The organism is Caproicibacter fermentans (assembly GCF_009746625.1).
In the GTDB taxonomy this organism is placed as follows: domain Bacteria; phylum Bacillota; class Clostridia; order Oscillospirales; family Acutalibacteraceae; genus Caproicibacter; species Caproicibacter fermentans.
Genome location: NZ_VWXL01000058.1, coordinates 26,461 through 42,934 on the forward strand (window position 1 = coordinate 26,461; position 16,474 = coordinate 42,934).

13 protein-coding genes are annotated in these 16,474 nt (G+C 50.3%); 7 read left to right on the forward strand and 6 right to left on the reverse strand.

Annotated features, from left to right (window positions below):
• Positions 1 to 222, forward strand: coding sequence for a transposon-transfer assisting family protein (locus tag CAFE_RS10805; protein ID WP_156990658.1), 222 nt, complete (start codon positions 1 to 3; stop codon positions 220 to 222).
• A 131-nt stretch (positions 223 to 353) separates the two neighbouring features.
• Here CAFE_RS10805 and CAFE_RS10810 read toward each other — a convergent pair whose 3' ends face one another.
• Positions 354 to 1,286 carry a helix-turn-helix transcriptional regulator gene (locus CAFE_RS10810; RefSeq protein ID WP_156990659.1) on the reverse strand — a complete coding sequence of 311 codons (933 nt, stop codon included), beginning with the start codon at positions 1,284 to 1,286 and terminating at the stop codon, positions 354 to 356.
• Between the two features lie 111 nt (positions 1,287 to 1,397).
• Between CAFE_RS10810 and CAFE_RS10815 the strand changes: the two genes are divergently transcribed.
• Positions 1,398 to 2,036 (forward strand): type 1 glutamine amidotransferase family protein, encoded by a 639-nt coding sequence (locus CAFE_RS10815; protein WP_156990660.1) that lies wholly within the window; start codon positions 1,398 to 1,400, stop codon positions 2,034 to 2,036.
• A gap of 49 nt (positions 2,037 to 2,085) precedes the next feature.
• Here the strand turns inward: CAFE_RS10815 and CAFE_RS20090 are convergent, their stop codons facing one another.
• Together CAFE_RS20090 and CAFE_RS20095 are read right to left on the reverse strand one after the other, a co-directional pair.
• Positions 2,086 to 2,643, reverse strand: a complete 558-nt coding sequence (locus CAFE_RS20090) for a hypothetical protein (RefSeq protein WP_233452781.1) — start codon at positions 2,641 to 2,643, stop codon at positions 2,086 to 2,088.
• 18 nt (positions 2,644 to 2,661) lie between these two features.
• Positions 2,662 to 2,934, reverse strand: coding sequence for a hypothetical protein (locus tag CAFE_RS20095; RefSeq protein WP_233452782.1), 273 nt, complete (start codon positions 2,932 to 2,934; stop codon positions 2,662 to 2,664).
• Between CAFE_RS20095 and CAFE_RS20100 the strand changes: the two genes are divergently transcribed.
• Together CAFE_RS20100 and CAFE_RS20785 are read left to right on the forward strand one after the other, a co-directional pair.
• Positions 2,933 to 3,286, forward strand: coding sequence for a TnpV protein (locus CAFE_RS20100; protein ID WP_233452783.1), 354 nt, complete (start codon positions 2,933 to 2,935; stop codon positions 3,284 to 3,286). The two genes, CAFE_RS20095 and CAFE_RS20100, sit on opposite strands and share 2 nt — an antisense overlap.
• Before the next feature lie 185 nt (positions 3,287 to 3,471).
• Positions 3,472 to 9,549, forward strand: a complete 6,078-nt coding sequence (locus CAFE_RS20785) for a DEAD/DEAH box helicase family protein (RefSeq protein WP_461950002.1) — start codon at positions 3,472 to 3,474, stop codon at positions 9,547 to 9,549.
• A gap of 20 nt (positions 9,550 to 9,569) precedes the next feature.
• On the opposite strand, the gene CAFE_RS10825 is transcribed toward CAFE_RS20785, so the two are convergent.
• Positions 9,570 to 9,830 carry a hypothetical protein gene (locus CAFE_RS10825; RefSeq protein WP_066647768.1) on the reverse strand — a complete coding sequence of 87 codons (261 nt, stop codon included), beginning with the start codon at positions 9,828 to 9,830 and terminating at the stop codon, positions 9,570 to 9,572.
• Between the two features lie 66 nt (positions 9,831 to 9,896).
• Here CAFE_RS10825 and CAFE_RS10830 point away from each other — a divergent pair, with 66 nt between their 5' ends.
• The 3 genes from CAFE_RS10830 to CAFE_RS10840 all read left to right on the forward strand — a co-directional run bounded on the left by CAFE_RS10830 (position 9,897) and on the right by CAFE_RS10840 (position 11,421).
• Positions 9,897 to 10,661, forward strand: a complete 765-nt coding sequence (locus CAFE_RS10830; protein WP_156990662.1) for a DUF3849 domain-containing protein — start codon at positions 9,897 to 9,899, stop codon at positions 10,659 to 10,661.
• A 1-nt stretch (position 10,662) separates the two neighbouring features.
• A complete protein-coding gene (locus tag CAFE_RS10835; RefSeq protein WP_066647763.1) occupies positions 10,663 to 11,001 on the forward strand; it encodes a plasmid mobilization protein in 339 nt (112 codons plus the stop codon).
• Between the two features lie 129 nt (positions 11,002 to 11,130).
• Positions 11,131 to 11,421 carry a CD1845 family protein gene (locus CAFE_RS10840; RefSeq protein ID WP_066647760.1) on the forward strand — a complete coding sequence of 97 codons (291 nt, stop codon included), beginning with the start codon at positions 11,131 to 11,133 and terminating at the stop codon, positions 11,419 to 11,421.
• 35 nt (positions 11,422 to 11,456) lie between these two features.
• Here CAFE_RS10840 and CAFE_RS10845 read toward each other — a convergent pair whose 3' ends face one another.
• Both CAFE_RS10845 and CAFE_RS10850 read right to left on the reverse strand, forming a co-directional pair.
• Positions 11,457 to 15,479, reverse strand: a complete 4,023-nt coding sequence (locus CAFE_RS10845) for an Eco57I restriction-modification methylase domain-containing protein (RefSeq protein ID WP_156990663.1) — start codon at positions 15,477 to 15,479, stop codon at positions 11,457 to 11,459.
• Positions 15,476 to 16,447: a restriction endonuclease subunit M gene (locus CAFE_RS10850; RefSeq protein ID WP_330593943.1), complete on the reverse strand. Its 972-nt coding sequence runs from the start codon at positions 16,445 to 16,447 to the stop codon at positions 15,476 to 15,478. Before CAFE_RS10850 ends, CAFE_RS10845 begins: the two co-directional genes overlap by 4 nt.
• Positions 16,448 to 16,474 lie beyond the last annotated feature (27 nt).

A 16,474-nucleotide genomic window follows, 5' to 3' on the forward strand; every position in this document is an offset into this window, starting at 1 on the left:
ATGTTTGCCAACGACGAAATCAACCTGATGTGCATTTACAATACCGGGACGCGGGAGGGTCTGATCACGGAGCTGACGCAGATGCGCGGCTATCTCGGCGCGGAGGAAACGGAGCTTCTGGCCCTGACGGATTCCGCACTGGGAAAACTCCGGAATATGAGCGATGCTGAATACGCCGAGTTTGACCTGTTCCCGGACTTTGAAAAAGAAGATGAAAAGTAGTTTCAATTTTATGGTGACATTATACTGATAGATAAACCTGAATTTGTCTGAGTGAGATTGTTTGTATTTCCTACGCAAAAACTAATGTTGGCATGGCGGTATATTTTTAATATGAGAATATACTCTTTGTTTTAGTTTTCGTATAATGATGCTATATCATGTATTCTACGCTTCATTTCTGCGCGGATATGCAACGGTTCTAAACACTCGCATTTATCCCCAAAACTTAAAAGAATATCGTAGTAGTATTCTTTCTCTATGAAAGGAAAACTAACAATGTAATACTCATCACCGTCGGACGAAAAATCTTCATAAGAGCAAAAATCAAGCACTCTATCCATCACAGATTTATGAATACGGATTTTGATTTTTGTTTGCATAGTTTCCAAAATATCCGTAAAGTCTAAAGTCGGTTTTTGATAATCTCGTAGTGCAAAAGTTTTCTCTTGCATTTGTAGGTTCGACATGCGAGATAGTCTGAACAAGCGAAAATCATTTCTTTTATGGCAATACCCTTGTAAATACCAATGACTACTTTTCAATACAAGCTGATATGGCTCGACTGTTCGTGCGGTTCTGTTTCCGTGGTGAGCTATATATTCAAACGAAAGTAGCTTGCTTTCCTGCAAAGCCGTTTTGATAATTTCTAAGTATGGTTGTATGTTCCTGTTGCCCATCCACGGACTTAAATCTATGTTTATTTGATTTACTTTTAATTCAATGTCTTTCGCTCTGTCAGCGGGAATAAAACTCTTGACTTTCGCAAGCGCGTGTACCAGCTCATCACCTCGTATCATGCCCGAAAGACTGGAAAGTCCCATCAAGAGGGCGGAAAGGTCGGCAGTTGAAAAAACCTTTTTATCAATCTTGTATTTTTGCATGATTTCAAAGCCGCCGCCCACTCCCGATGTAGAGCGAACAGGAATTCCTGCCATGTTGATCGTGTCTATGTCGCGGTAAATTGTGCGGGGCGATACTTCAAACATATCTGCTAACTCCTGTGCGCCTATACGCTCTTTATCAAGGAGTATCATAATAATGCTAACAAGTCTCTCAACTTTCATCTGTTCACCGCCGTTCAAAATTTTTTTGATTATTGCCATACTGTTGTCAACGATTACATGGTACTATAAAAATGCAAACAAATCAATGAAACAATAAAACGGAGGAAGTTTATGTTTACAATCTATGTTTACGTTCTGGATACTTTAGCCGACTGGGAATTGGGGTATGTTACTTCGGAACTGAATTCCGGCCGATTTTTCAAAAAGGACGCGCAACGGGTATCACTCAAAACGGTCAGTGCTTCCAAAGAACCGATCAGGACAATGGGCGGGCTGACAATCGCGCCCGATTGCTTGATCGATGATATGGTTGTGAGCGAAACAAGCGTGCTGATATTACCGGGTGCAACTACATGGAACGACCCGAAGCATAGCGCGATCATCGAAAAAGCAGGCGGATTTCTTTCTATAGGCGCGACGGTGTGCGCAATCTGCGGGGCTACCGCTGCGCTTGCCAGCTTCGGGCTATTGGATAACCGCCCGCATACCAGTAACGGGCTGGGATTTCTTGAAATGGTTGCTCCCGGTTATAAAGGGCAAAGCTTTTATGTAGACCAGCTCTCTGTGGTGGATCATAACCTGATTACGGCAGGCTCCGCCGGAGCTTTGCTGTGGGCGAAACAAATTATCGGACATTTAGGTGTTTTTCAGTCAGACACACTGGAAATCTGGTATGAATATTTCAGTACCGGGAAGCCAGACCGTTTCTTTGCCCTTATGCAGACTTTGCCGTCTGGCAATGAAAACTGACCACCTTTGTCATAAAAAAATTTCGATTTATTGAGCAGATAAGATCATTTCAACAAAACGAAAAGAGCAGCCTTCGGGCTGTTCTTTTTTTGTCCAAAACACTGGAAGGAGGAATTTCAATATGCCGAGTAATGTGCAGGCTCTGGCGCAGATGGCCGACCGCGCGGCGACGCAGATCACCGCCAGTCATGAAAGCTGGACGGATTTTCTGAGGACAGCCGCGCGGCTCTACAAGTATCCGTACCATGAGCAGCTCATGATCTACGCCCAGTGCCCCAACGCGATGGCCTGCGCCGGTTATGAGGTCTGGAACGAAAAAATGCGCCGGTACGTCCGGCGCGGCAGCAAAGGGATTGCGCTCATCGACGCATCCGGCGACAGGCCGGGAATCCGGTACGTCTTTGATATTTCCGATACGGGCGGCAGGGAAAATTCCCGCCGCCCTTACCTTTGGCAGTACCGCTCGGAACATGAGGACACGGTTACGGCGGCGCTGGAACAGGAATACGAGGTTCCCGGCGAAAAAGGTCTTGCCGATCAGTTGGAGCAGATCGCCGGACAGTTGGCAAACGAATATTGGCAGGAGCATCAGTACGATATTCTTCACATCGTTGACGGCAGCTTTTTAGAGGAATATGATGAGTTCAACATCGGAGCGCAGTTCCGAAATGCCGCCTCTGTCAGCATCACTTACGCGGTTTTGTCCCGCTGCGGGCTGGAACCCGACGAATACTTTGAGCATGAGGACTTTCTGAGCATCTTTGATTTCAACACGCCGGATACCGTCGCCGCCCTCGGCTCGGCGGTCAGTGAGGCAAGCGAACGGGTGCTGCGGCAGATCGAAGTCACCGTTAAAAATTATGAGCGCGAACACATCGCGGAAAGGAGCGCTACACATGGAGAACAACCTGACTTACAACCGGAATGGGGATTACCTAATTCCGGACCTGATCATCACGGAGCCGACGGAGAGCATCGGGAAATACGGGAGAATGCGCAAGAATTACCTGAAAGAACACCGCCCGGTCCTGTACAGCAGCCTGCTGCTGTCGGAGGAACTGTACCCGCACCTGTTGGAGATCGAGCGGACGGCGACGGCGCGGCTGGAACGCATGATGCCGGAGCTGATGAAATCGGCGGGCATGACGGAGAGCCTGAAAGCCTCCGACCCGATGCGCTGGGTGGGCCTCATGAACGGCCTGAAAGCGCAGGCCGAGGAAACGATTCTGACGGAGCTTATCTACAGCTAAGTTTCTTTCCGTCGGAGCAGGAACAAATACAGCGGATTGATGAAGCGGAGAGCGAAAAGCCCTCCGCTTTTTCTGTGCCCGCACAGCAGAAGCCGGAAAAGCGCAGTACGGTCCAGACCGACATTGACGCCGCCCTTCAGGAATGGAACGGTAGCACTGATAGCAAAAACGCCGTTGTTGAGTATATGCGGGAACATGCCCGTGACAAGAACACGGCGGCATTTCTGCGCGCCGAGTACGGCGACGATCTCCCCGCTTTTCCCGTTACCGTTGGTCACACATCGACGGATTTGCCGTGGCCGAAGGTGCAGCGGCGCATCGCCCAGCTCATCCGGAAGAATCGTTTTTACGCACCGGAAGAACAGCCCGTGCCGCCCGATTTGAGCGGTCAGCCGATCGCCCGCACCGGCGACACCATAACCATCGGAAACGGCGTCGCTTCCCAAGAAGTGGATATAACGCTTTCCGACGAGCAGTGGGCGGTGTTACAGCGCGCGGTTCCCGACAGCGCCACAATCCAACTCCCCTACAAGGTAGGCGACACGGTATATCTGGATAACAAGCCCTTTGAGATCACCGACATCGGCACTTCCAATGTTCAGCTCCGCGATCCGGCGCTTGCCTATCCCATCTTCCGCGCAGAGAGCCGGGAGAACTTTGAGCGCCTGCTGCGTCAGGATTCCCGGAACGGCTCAATTACAGAGTTTCTGGCTGCAAATTTGGAACACACGGACGCTGATCTGCGCGAGGCCCTGACTTCCGGCCTGCTGGAACAGCGGGACAAGGAAAATATCGCGGGATATTTCCGCGAAAACGAGGGCAATACCCGCGTGGCCCAGCGCCTTTCCAAAACCTACGCCGGTACTTCCGATACGATGGAACTGACCACCGGCGACACGGCGGACTTCTTTGCCACCACCACGGGTTTCGAGGTCAATATTCACGACAAATACAACAGCAAGCGGAGCGCCCGTTGGGAAGAAATCGCCCCCATCCTCCGCACCCTGTATCAGCGGGAACAGGACGGTTTTTCCCATGAACCGGTCCTGCGGGAGCCTGTAAGTCTCGCGGGCGAACCGTCCTATCAACCGGGCGATCACGCGGTGCTGGATTACGGCGGGCAGGAGCTGTCCGGCACCGTTGGGTACGTCGGGGAAAAGGACGTGCGCATCGACACCGGCCCCTATTCGTGGAGCCATGAAGTGGTCAACCGCGACGCCTTTGAAAACGGCATCCGGCAGGATGAACGCAACACCGCCCTGTTTACGCCGGAGCAGCCCGCCGCCGAAAACTTCCGCATTACCGACGACCATTTGGGCGAGGGCGGCGCGAAAACCAAGTACAACTTTAATATCGCGGCCATCCGCACCCTGAAACAGATCGAGGCCGAGGGCCGGACGGCGACGCCGGAGGAACAGGAAACGCTCTCCCGCTATGTCGGCTGGGGCGGCATCCCGCAGGCGTTCGACCCGAATAATGCTTCATGGGCCAAGGAATACACGGAGCTGGTCGGCGCGCTGACCGCCGAGGAATATGAAATGGCGCGGGCCTCCACCCTGAACGCCCACTACACCAGCCCCACGGTTATCAAGGCCATTTATGAAGCTGTGAAAAATCTCGGCTTTCAGACCGGCAATATTTTGGAACCGGCCTGCGGCGTCGGCAATTTCTTTGGGTTACTTCCCAATGAACTGTTTGGAAGTCATTTATACGGAGTGGAACTGGACAGCATCACGGGCCGGATCGCCAAACAGCTTTACCCAAATGCCAACATCACCGTGGAGGGCTTTGAAACCACCGACCGGAAAGACTTTTTCGATTTGGCAGTAGGCAACGTACCGTTCGGCAGCTACAAGGTTTCCGACCGGGTTTATGACAAGCTCGGCTTTCCGATTCACGATTATTTCTTTGCCAAAACGCTCGATCAGGTGCGTCCGGGCGGCGTGATTGCGTTCGTAACCAGCCGTTACACAATGGATAAACAGTCTCCGGATGTGCGGCGGTACATCGCGGAGCGCGCGGAACTGCTGGGGGCAATCCGGCTTCCCAGCAACGCTTTCAAGGCCAACGCCGGAACGGAAGTCACCACCGACATCCTCTTTCTCCAGAAGCGCGACCGGCCCATCGACATCGAGCCGGATTGGGTGAATCTGGGCCAGACCGAGGACGGAATCCCCGTCAACAGTTATTTTGCCGATCATCCCGAAATGGTGCTGGGAACCATTCAATGGGACGATAAGATGCACGGCGATAAAAAGGAAACAACCTGTGAGCCATTTCCCGATACCGATCTTTCCGAACAGCTCCACGAGGCGGTTTCCCACCTTCAGGGACAGATGGCCGAAGCGGAACTGCCGGATCTCGGTGAGAACGAGGAAATCGACGATTCCATCCCGGCAGATCCCGAAGTAAAAAACTATTCCTATACCGTCGTGGACGGTAAAGTGTACTACCGGGAAAACTCCCGCATGGTGCGGCCGGAGCTGAACGAAACAGCCAAGGCCCGCGTCATGGGCATGGTGGAGCTGCGGGACTGTGTGCAAAATCTCATCAACCAGCAACTCGACGAATACGCCTCCGACACAGAAATCAAAAGAACACAAGCGGAGCTGAACCGGCTCTATGACGCTTTTTCCTCAAAATACGGCCTCATCAATTCGCGCGGCAACAGCCTTGCGTTCGCGGAGGATTCCTCGTACTATCTGCTCTGCTCTCTGGAAGTGATTGACGAGGACGGCAAGTTAGAGCGCAAGGCCGACATGTTCACCAAGCGCACCATCCGCCAGCGGAAAATCGTCACGTCCGTGGACACGGCGTCGGAAGCTCTCTCGCTCTCCATCGCGGAAAAGGCGCGGGTGGATATGGATTACATGGCCTCCCTTACCGGAAAAACACCGGAGGCGCTGGCCGACGAACTGCGGGGTGTCATTTTCCGCGACTTGGGCGAACAGAACCCGGCAAGCGTTCCGAAAGCATTTTATAATCTGGAGAAGATTCCGTTCGTCACCGCCGACGAATACCTGTCCGGCAACGTGCGCCGCAAGCTGCGGCTGGCAAAGGCCCTCTCGGAAATGCGGCCCGACCTTGCCGAGAAAATCGCCCCCAACATTGAGGCGCTGGAAGCCGCACAGCCGAAGGACCTCGACGCTTCGGAAATCGAAGTGCGCCTCGGCGCGACGTGGATCGACAAAGAGTACATCCAGCAGTTCATGGAGGAACTGCTCAACCCGCCGTCCGGTGTGCGGGACGGCATCCGGGTAAACTATTCCTCGTTTACAGCGGAATGGTCTGTTTCCAATAAAAACAGCGTCGGGTACAACAACGTGGCGGCTTACGTCACCTACGGCACCGACCGTGCCAACGCCTACCGGATTCTGGAGGATTCTCTGAATCTCCGGGACACGCGGATCTACGATACCGTGACCGACCCGGACGGCAAGGAACGCCGCGTCCTCAATTCCAAGGAAACCACTCTCGCCCAGCAGAAGCAGCAGGCCGTCAAGGACGCTTTTCACGACTGGATATGGAAAGACCCGGAGCGGCGTCAGGCCCTGACGAAAAAATACAACGAGCTGCTCAATTCCAGCCGCCCGCGTGAATACGACGGGCGGCATCTTGTATTCCCCGGCATGAACCCCGAAATCAAGCTGCGGGAGCATCAATTAAACGCCGTGGCGCACCAGCTTTACGGCGGGAACACGCTGCTGGCACACGTTGTGGGCGCGGGCAAAACCTATGAAATGATCGCCGCCGCAATGGAGGGCAAGCGGCTGGGGCTGTGTCAGAAATCCCTGTTTGCCGTTCCGAACCACCTGACGGAGCAGTGGGCCTCCGAGTTTCTGCGGCTGTACCCCTCTGCCAACATCCTCGTCACCACACGAAAGGATTTTGAGAAGCGCAACCGCAAGAAGTTCTGCGCGCGAATCGCCACCGGCGATTACGACGCGATCATCATGGGACACTCGCAGTTTGAAAAAATCCCTGTCTCTCTGGAACGCCAAAAGAGGCTTATTCAGGAGCAGATTTGGGAGATTGAAAACGGGCTGGAAGAACTCAAAGACAGCGGCGCGGAGCAGTTTACCATCAAGCAGTTGGAGCGCACGAAAAAGGGACTGGAGGCCCGGTTGAAGCGGCTCAACGACAACTCCCGCAAGGATGATGTCGTGACCTTTGAGCAGCTCGGCGTGGACCGTCTGTTCGTGGATGAAGCGCACAACTACAAAAATCTATTTCTCTACACGAAAATGCGCAACGTGGCGGGCCTCTCCACCACCGACGCGCAGAAATCCAGCGATATGTTTCTGAAATGCAGGTATCTTGACGAAATCACGCACAGCCGGGGCGTCGTATTTGCCACCGGGACGCCGGTCAGTAATTCCATGACGGAATTGTACACGATGATGCGCTACCTCCAGTACGAAACTCTGAAAGAGCGGAACCTCGTTCATTTCGACTGCTGGGCCTCGACTTTCGGGGAAACCGTAACGGCCATCGAGCTGGCTCCGGAGGGAACCGGCTACCGGGCGCGCACACGCTTTGCCCGGTTCTACAATCTGCCGGAGCTGATGTTGCTGTTCAAGGAGGCAGCGGACATCAAGACCGCCGACCAGCTCAATCTTCCTACACCGACGCCGGTGTACCACAACGAAGTCGCGCAGCCCTCTGAAATTCAGAAAGAGATGGTAAAAAAGCTTTCGGAGAGAGCCGCCGCCGTTCATTCCGGTTCCGTCGACCCACATTTGGACAACATGCTCAAAATCACGTCGGACGGGCGCAAGCTCGGCCTCGACCAGCGCGTCATCAACCCGATGCTCCCCGACAATCCCGGCAGCAAGGTCAACCTGTGCGTCAACAACGTTTTCCGATTCTGGCACGACGGACAGGACAAAAAGCTGACGCAGCTTGTTTTCTGCGACATTTCCACCCCGAAAGGTCACGCCGCCAAAGAAAAACGGGCGGTTCTAGCCGGTGGTAAGCTCGCGGGCGGCACGGAGCTTCACGCTTTGCAGGACGCCTTGCCGGAGGCCGACGCGCCGGAAGCGTTCAGCGTTTACTCGGACATCCGGGATAAGCTCATCGCGCGGGGCGTCCCTGCCGGTGAGATTGCGTTCATCCACGACGCCGATACCGAAGTGAAGAAAAAAGAGCTGTTCGCAAAGGTGCGCGCCGGTCAGGTGCGCGTCCTGATGGGCAGTACCGCCAAAATGGGGGCCGGGATGAATGTGCAGGACCTTCTGATCGCCTCCCACGATCTGGACTGCCCGTGGAGGCCGGGAGATTTGGAACAAAGATCAGGCCGTATCATCCGGCAGTACAATACCAACCCCGAAGGGCATATTTTCCGTTACGTCACCGAAGGGACATTCGATTCGTACCTCTGGCAAACTGTGGAAAATAAGCAGAAATTCATTTCGCAGATCATGACTTCCAAATCGCCGGTGCGCTCCTGTGAGGACATCGACGAGACGGCACTTTCCTATGCAGAAATCAAGGCGCTGTGCGCCGGGGACGAGCGGATTAAGGAGAAAATGGACCTCGACATGGACGTAGCGAAGTTGAAACTCATGAAAGCTAACCATCAGAGCCAACAATTCCGGTTAGAGGATAATCTGCTCAAATATTTTCCGGAGGAAATTGAGCGCAACAAAGGTTTCATCAAGGGTCTGGAAACGGATATGGCAACGCTGGAGACGCACCCGCACCCGAAGGACGGGTTTGCCGGGATGGTGGTGCGGGGCGATTCTCTCACTGACAAGGACAATGCCGGTGCCGCCATTCTGGAAGCCTGCAAAGAAGTCAAGGGGCTCGAGCCGATGGAGATCGGCAGCTACCGGGGCTTTACCATGTCTCTGTCCGTGGAGGGTTTCGGACAGGATTTCATCCTCACCCTCAAAGGGCAGATGACCCACCGCGTCACGCTCGGCAAGGACGTGCGCGGCAATCTGATCCGCATCGACAACGCCCTTTCCGATATGCCGATGCGGTTGCAGAATGTTCACTCCCAGCTTGACAATCTTCATTCTCAGATAGCGGCGGCAAAAGCCGAGATCGGCAAGCCGTTTCCGCAGGAAGCGGAGCTTGCGCAAAAGAGCGCCCGCCTCGCGGAGCTGAACGCCCTGCTGGACATCGACAGCCGCGCCCCCGCCCAGCGGCAGGCGTCGGAAGTTCTGGAGAAAAGCGAAAGACCCTCCGTGCTGGAGAGCCTGAAAACGCCCTGCGTCTGCGGGACGGGAAAAAAACTGAAACATGAATTGGCCCGATAAGAAAAGACTCCGGCACGGAATCATTTTGTGTCGGAGCCGTCATTTCGGGCGGCTGCGGCTTTTGCCCTGCGTTTCTGCTTTTGTTCGGATTTCTTCCGGCGCTTTTCATCTATTTCATGCAGCCAAACGCTGACCGGCGCTTTCCACGGCTCGCTTTTATTGGGGATGTTTTTGACGAGGCTGCGCGGATTCAGGCCGAGCCTTTTCGCCAGTTCAATGTCCTCGTTATTCAGGCGGCATTTCTTTTTCGCGTCCTGCCACATCTGTTCACTGTATGCCATTTGCACACCCCCATTTCCTATCGCAAATTATATCATAAATCAGGACAAAAAATCAGGAGGTTAAAAATGAATACGATACCCGTCTACAAATATCCCGCCGCCTATGCGCGGGAACATGGCGAGATAGAACAATACCGCGTATCCCACAAGGCGAACATTGCCTGCCGGGATGCCATCGACGATGCTATCCGAGACAATTACCGCAATAATTGTCTCGGCAGCGACAGCGCAAAACAGGTCATTGCCAAGTTTGGATTTGACCGCACTCTCTATGTGCTTGCGAACACTGTCCGCGAGAAAGATTGGGATGGGCGCATTGACCGCAGAAATAAGGATTGGGCGCGGACAATTCCTGTCTTTGACGATGAGAACGGCTTTGGGGATAATCGAAACCGGGAATTTATCGTAGATAGAGCGCATCCCGGTCTGGTAGACCTTTTCATCAATCAGGCGCGGCGCGAATATCTGTTGACCCAGCCTCTGACCAAAGAGGACATTCAGTCGGAGGCCGCGCGGCTGCTCCGGCGTCTGCAATCCGAACGTGAGCCGAACAGTCCCAGCGGGACGCATTTCATGGCGCAGATTTCGCCGGATTTTCTGATCCGCGCTTCCACCAAAGATCAAGACCGGCTGTTCGCGCTGCTGCCGTTCAAGTCCCTGTCGTTCTCCGCGCTTAAAGACCGGAAGGGAATTTTCGCGTTCATCCGAAAGGATGAAAACCGCGACCAGCCGCTTCGTCAGCACAAGCCGTCCGTGCGCAAAAAGCTGCAAAAAACACAGGTCGAGTCAAAGTCGCCCGCCTCGTCCAAGGGCAAGGAAAAGGAGCTGTGACATGGCGAATCGCAACCGGCAAATCCAGCTCAAGTTTCGCGTCACTCCGCAGGAGCGTGAAATGATTGAACAGAAGATGGCGCAGCTCGGCACGAAAAATATGGCGGCGTATCTCCGCAAAATCTCCATCGACGGGTATGTGGTGAAGCTCGAACTGCCGGAGCTGAAGGAGATGGTTTCCCTCCTGCGCCGGTCCAGCAGCAATCTGAACCAGCTTACCAAGCGGGTGCATGAAACAGGGCGCGTTTACGACGCGGATTTGGAGGATATCGTCCAGAATCAGGAACGGCTGTGGCAGGCGGTTAACGATATTCTTGCTGTACTTGCGAAGTTGAAATAGGGGCATATGCTCTGGAACGTGGGGCGGTTTACACCATGTAAGCCGCCCCGCTATTTTTTTGCCGCATCCTTGCAAAAAAACATATAAAACAGTATGGTGGTCTCAGAAATAAAAAAGGGGGCCGATTTTATGAGACTGATACTGAAAATACTCGTCGCTCCGGCCATTGTGGTTCTGACCGTTTTCGTCTGGATCTGTTCCGCTCTGCTGTACTGCTCGGCGTGGGTGTTCGGCCTTGCCGGAACGGTCCTCGGCATCTTCGGTGTGCTGGCGTTGATTACCCATCAGGTTACAAACGGGATCGTCCTGCTAGTAATGGCGTTCCTCGTCAGCCCATTCGGAATTCCAATGGCGACGGCGTGGCTGCTCGGCAAGATACAGGACTTGCGGTATACGATTCAGGACCGGGTTTACGGGTAAGACGAATAAGCATTGATTATAGCTATTTCATAGGCTTACTCATGAACAACATACTCCAATGGACGTATCATGCCTTCAATCATATTAATCTCATCTTCCGTGCAATGATAACGCTCATATAGCTGAGCATCAGTCCACGTATGTTTATAGTCAAGATATGGGACAAAGCGGAAATTGCTTTTTGAAATATTCATTGAAGAATAAGTCTCATGAAGTAAAAATCTTGGGAATTTCAAAGTCATATACTTCGCAAAATTTTCAGCTTCCAGTTTCGAATCGAAAGCTGATAACAACAGATAAGAATCCGTAAATGCTGAGTTCGGATAAAGAAGCTGTACAGTTGAAATAACGCGATACCCAATACTGGGATCAACGCCAACCTCACCGCCACGTGGAACGACCTTACCAATTATAACTTTATATTTTGGAAGCAAATCCTTTTGTTTTCCTACTTGGTCTTCATTAATATATGTTACTGCCATACTATTGCTTTTTTGGCTGCAAAACAATGCGATCGTATGCTTTGCATCAGGTTCGTCTTGTCCTCGAAAATCAGATGAAATTCTGAACACATTTCTGGTATAGACGTAATCACCCATTTTTTTATCTGAACATTCTTCTACACGTTTCATGAGCTGTACAGATTCATTATTCCGTATAAAAATATCGTATTCAGACAGCTTTCGGAACAAAGTTGTCACTTTATTACCGCGAACAGATACCACCTCGCAGTCACCATCATATGTGTTATCCCAAAGAAAATAATTGACGCCACCAACAATTGCAACGCCTTTAAAAAGCACTTCATTATCAGTGTAATCTACAATTTTTCGTAAGTGCATATCTTGTAGCATTACAGCTCGGAATTCATCAAGTCCTTTTCCACCTGCAAACCAACGGGATGGGGTAATCATAGACAAATAGTCAGGATTAAGATTTTTCGCCTGCTCAACAAACAATTGATATACAGGTTTTGCACTATATCCTTTTCCTCCGCCATCCATGACTTGATAGGGCGGATTACCTACCACTGCATCAAACTTCATATTTCCACCACAGTCCTTATTCCAGTATGTACATTTGAGAACTCTCTTTGTAAAGTTCTCCGGCTTATTTTTAAGCATGTTAATAAGGTCGTCGAAGTAGTGTGCATTAACCTTGGCATCCCTGTAGCCGACCAGTGTACGTCGCGTGATAAATTTTGCCATCGGCGTCTTACAGATAACGAATACATTTTCGCGCACAGTTTCATCCCAGAGTTTTTGCTGCAATTCCTCATCGAGTTGTTCCGCCGAATGTGCGGAGCATTTTGTTCGGTAAATGCTGTAGGTAACATAGAGGGGATACAAACCGGTTTTTGAATTAATCTCCAGTATCTGCGCTTTTGTATTGGAAAATGTGTCGGCTGTCACCTTACCGCGATCCACAAATCTCGGCTCGTTCAAAAGTTCCGTATGCGTTTCATTGTAGAAGTCATACCCACCGATGCAGTCGCTCATGTGCATATTTACAACACGCCATGGGGTCAGCACGGTTTCCTTATCCGGGTTTTTGAAGCAGGAGAACAGAGCGGTGATCTTCTTCACGCGCTCCAGAGGAGGAAAGCTATCAGCATTGTATGCTTCAGCTCTGATCTTGCGTCCGGCAGCAATAAAAACTTCCGGATCATAGTATTTAATAAAGCTTTTGAAAGTCGCTTTTGTAACTCCGGCAGGCATAAATTCATCCCATGATTTATCATCTACGATAGCGGTAAGCTGATTAATGGTGATATCTTCAGTGATGTTGATGTCAGCTCCATAAATCAGAAGCGGTATCCTAATGGAAATGCCGCGCAGGATAGAAATAGCGTCTGACTTCTGCTTGCGTTTTTCCTGGAGTTCCTTTAGTCTTGCCTCTTCCTCCGGAGAACGATCCTCTCTACTCTTTTTCTTGATACGTTCGATTTCTTCATATTGCTCATCAGTAAAGCCCTGATGGTTTATATCAATCTCATTGGTATTGGGCGCTGCTTTTGATACGCCCATAATACCCTTTAGGTCTTTGAATTTCTCAAGATCAAGCTTATCCAGCTTGAGAAGTTCATCATTGTAAAGATTGACGTCATCAAAGCCATTCTGCACAGCTCTCTCGGCATAAGCGCGCTTGAGTTGTTGCAGAAGCTTGTTTGTATCATATTGCCTCATCTCTGTGCCACTGACAGAAATCACTGGGCAGTAATTGAGGAATTCGCCCATAATGACCTTGTCCGATTCCGTGGCTTTTCCGGCTTTCGTCGATAGCGCAGCAGCCTCTGCAAGCATTTTCAGAGTACGGTCGGGAGCAAAGTCAAAAACAAAGCAGTTCTGCTTGACCTGTCCATCTTTTTTGCAGGGGGATTGCACGCGGAATATGGTCTGCAAGTAGCTCGACGCAGAGGTTGAAAAAGAGCCTGCAAGCATGAATACTGCAGTCCATTCTGGCACAGTCACACCGGTGGTCAGTTTGCCACAGGAGAGCGTGATGGTATAGCCATCGTCACCGGCTGCGGCGATAGCATTCTGAACCTTTTTTAGGGCATCCTCAGATTTTTCTTCCTCATCGCCATCTCCGGCAACATTCACAATATCAAATGCTCCGCTGCCGAATACAGGGTGCTTTTTCAGCAGTTTGCTGAGTGCCTTTGCCTCCCGAACGCCGGGAACCATCCAGAGCGTATGGCGAAAAAGCTTACGATATTCTTCGTTGGAATATGGATAACAACTTGTTTCGTTCTCCGTTGTAATCAGGTTCAGAAAGCTCCACACATCTTTTTCATGGTAAAAGTCTCCGACACTCTTTCCGGCTGGAATCCCGGCTCCGTCATGGTGCAGACTTCCTGTCCATGTGCGGAAGAATTCATGGAAATTGAAAGCCTTATCTTCTAATTCAACATAACGAGCCTCTGAAATAATCTGACCAAGATCATATGTGTAAATCCAAAGCTCCGGGAGTTCGTCATAAGGGTTGGAATCGCCGAAATGTTCAGCATCCCAACCTTTTTTGCTCCGTTGCTCCATGACATAATCCCATGTATAGATATTGTCATCATAGTCTTTTAAGATATTGAACGGAGTGCCAGATAGCGCAAGGAACTTCGTATTATATCCACTGTTCTCCTTGACGATTTTTTTGATGACTTCATCGCCAAGGGCTGTAGTCGTACCTTCATGAGCTTCGTCGACGATAACCAAATCCCAGTTCTGCGCGAATACCGTATCGTTCTTATCAAACTTACCGCCGACAGTTGCAGAACCTCTCAAATCTTGAATTGAGGCAAAATACACGAATTTCTTGCCACTTGATAGCAAATAGTCAATATCCGTTCCGGTATTTTTTGAGCCGTAGAGGTAATTGTCCGCACCGTGAAAGATTTTGCCGAAGTCCTCATACCAGCCTTTATCAACAACAGGGCGATGCGTAATGATAATCGTTTTGGAATACCCGGATTTCTTTACTACGTCGAGGGCTGACAGCGTTTTGCCGAAGCGCATTTTTGCGTTCCAGAGCATACGGTTGTTGGTTTTAAACTGCTTAATGGTCTTGAAAATGGCATCTTCCTGTTCCGGCCTGAATATGATCGGCACAAAATTTTCAGCACCCGTGTTGGTGAAATTAGGCTGATCTTTTTTGACTGCATCAATTGCTTTCTGTATGGTCTGAAAATCGGTCTCGAACCACTCTCTACTGGTCGAGTTTTTCATCTTCTTTTTTGGAATTCCGGAATTTTCAAGCACGCGATGAACATCATAATCGCGGAATGGTTTCAGTTCATAACTGCCTTTATCGTTTTTGACTGTGCGAACAGCAAGTTCCGTGTGCAACAAATGAGGCATCAATCCGGCAGTATTCGTGTATTGCCGGATTCGCTTGAGCGCTGCTTGATTCAATTCTTTGCTGTTGGGAGAAAGACTGTCGATTGGACTATCCGTGTAGAGCGAGGCGTCGCCCACCTTAAGCAGTCCCTTATGCGTTTCAGAGTTAATTTCAAAGACATAAATGACCTTATAGCAAAAAGCCGAGCCGAATTTTTTGCTCATGGTCTTGCCTCCTTCACCAAAGATTTATATTCCAGAATCACTTTCGAACGCCAATCTTTTATAAGACAAAGTTTAGCAAATACTTCATTCTGGGGTTCCATTGAACCATTTATATAGCCCTCATCAAACAGACTCAATTGATTACTGTCTTCTTTAGCTTCACCGTAAGGGATGGTATATGTCATGCCGTCCATTTGCCATAGATTCCATGAGATGATTGTGGCGATTGATTCTAATTCATGTATGGTCGGATCGCGTTGAAGTTTAAATCGAACGTTATCAATAAAGGTATAAAGCAAATTTTCTCGCGCCAACAGAAGATTGTCACCTTGAAATTCATAAGCATATACGCTTTGAAAGGCCCGTTTCGTCCATTTGAACCATTCTGATTCTTCGTCAGTGTTTTCATTGACAATGCGAAGTTTTCGGTCTAATAGTCCAATTCTTGATGGCAAAGCAATTATTTTTCCCGTAGTGGTATCGTATCTGCTTACCAGATATGGAGCTTCACCGCAGGAGATTTCCATGCGCTTTGCATCGACATACTTTTGCCATGTGCAGCCTTTTTTATTGGGAAATACAATCGGCTTGGTTTTTGCTACCCAAGAAGTGCCTCGCGGTGTATTGAATATATTTTTTCTGCCAAACCATGCCTCATCAATAAGGTTGTTCTGAGCATTACATATCCAGGACGGAGTGAATACCTCTGCTTTGTCCCTTGTACGAGAGATTTGATCTGTTTGTGCCTTAGTTATCCGGGGCTGTATAACCTTTGAGTAATTCCCTGTTATTTGCGTTGCTTGTATCGATTTTTTCGCCCCATATTCTTCACCGAATTGAGCGTAGTCTTCCGTGGCCCAAATGATATTTCTGCCCGTAGTATGGTCAAGGAGGATAATGTGAAGCAGCAAGCTGCTGTAATCAGCTATATCCCGTTCAAGAATATCAATTTCAGGATTAACTTGCACTTGCTCACCTTCCAATATAATTAAGAT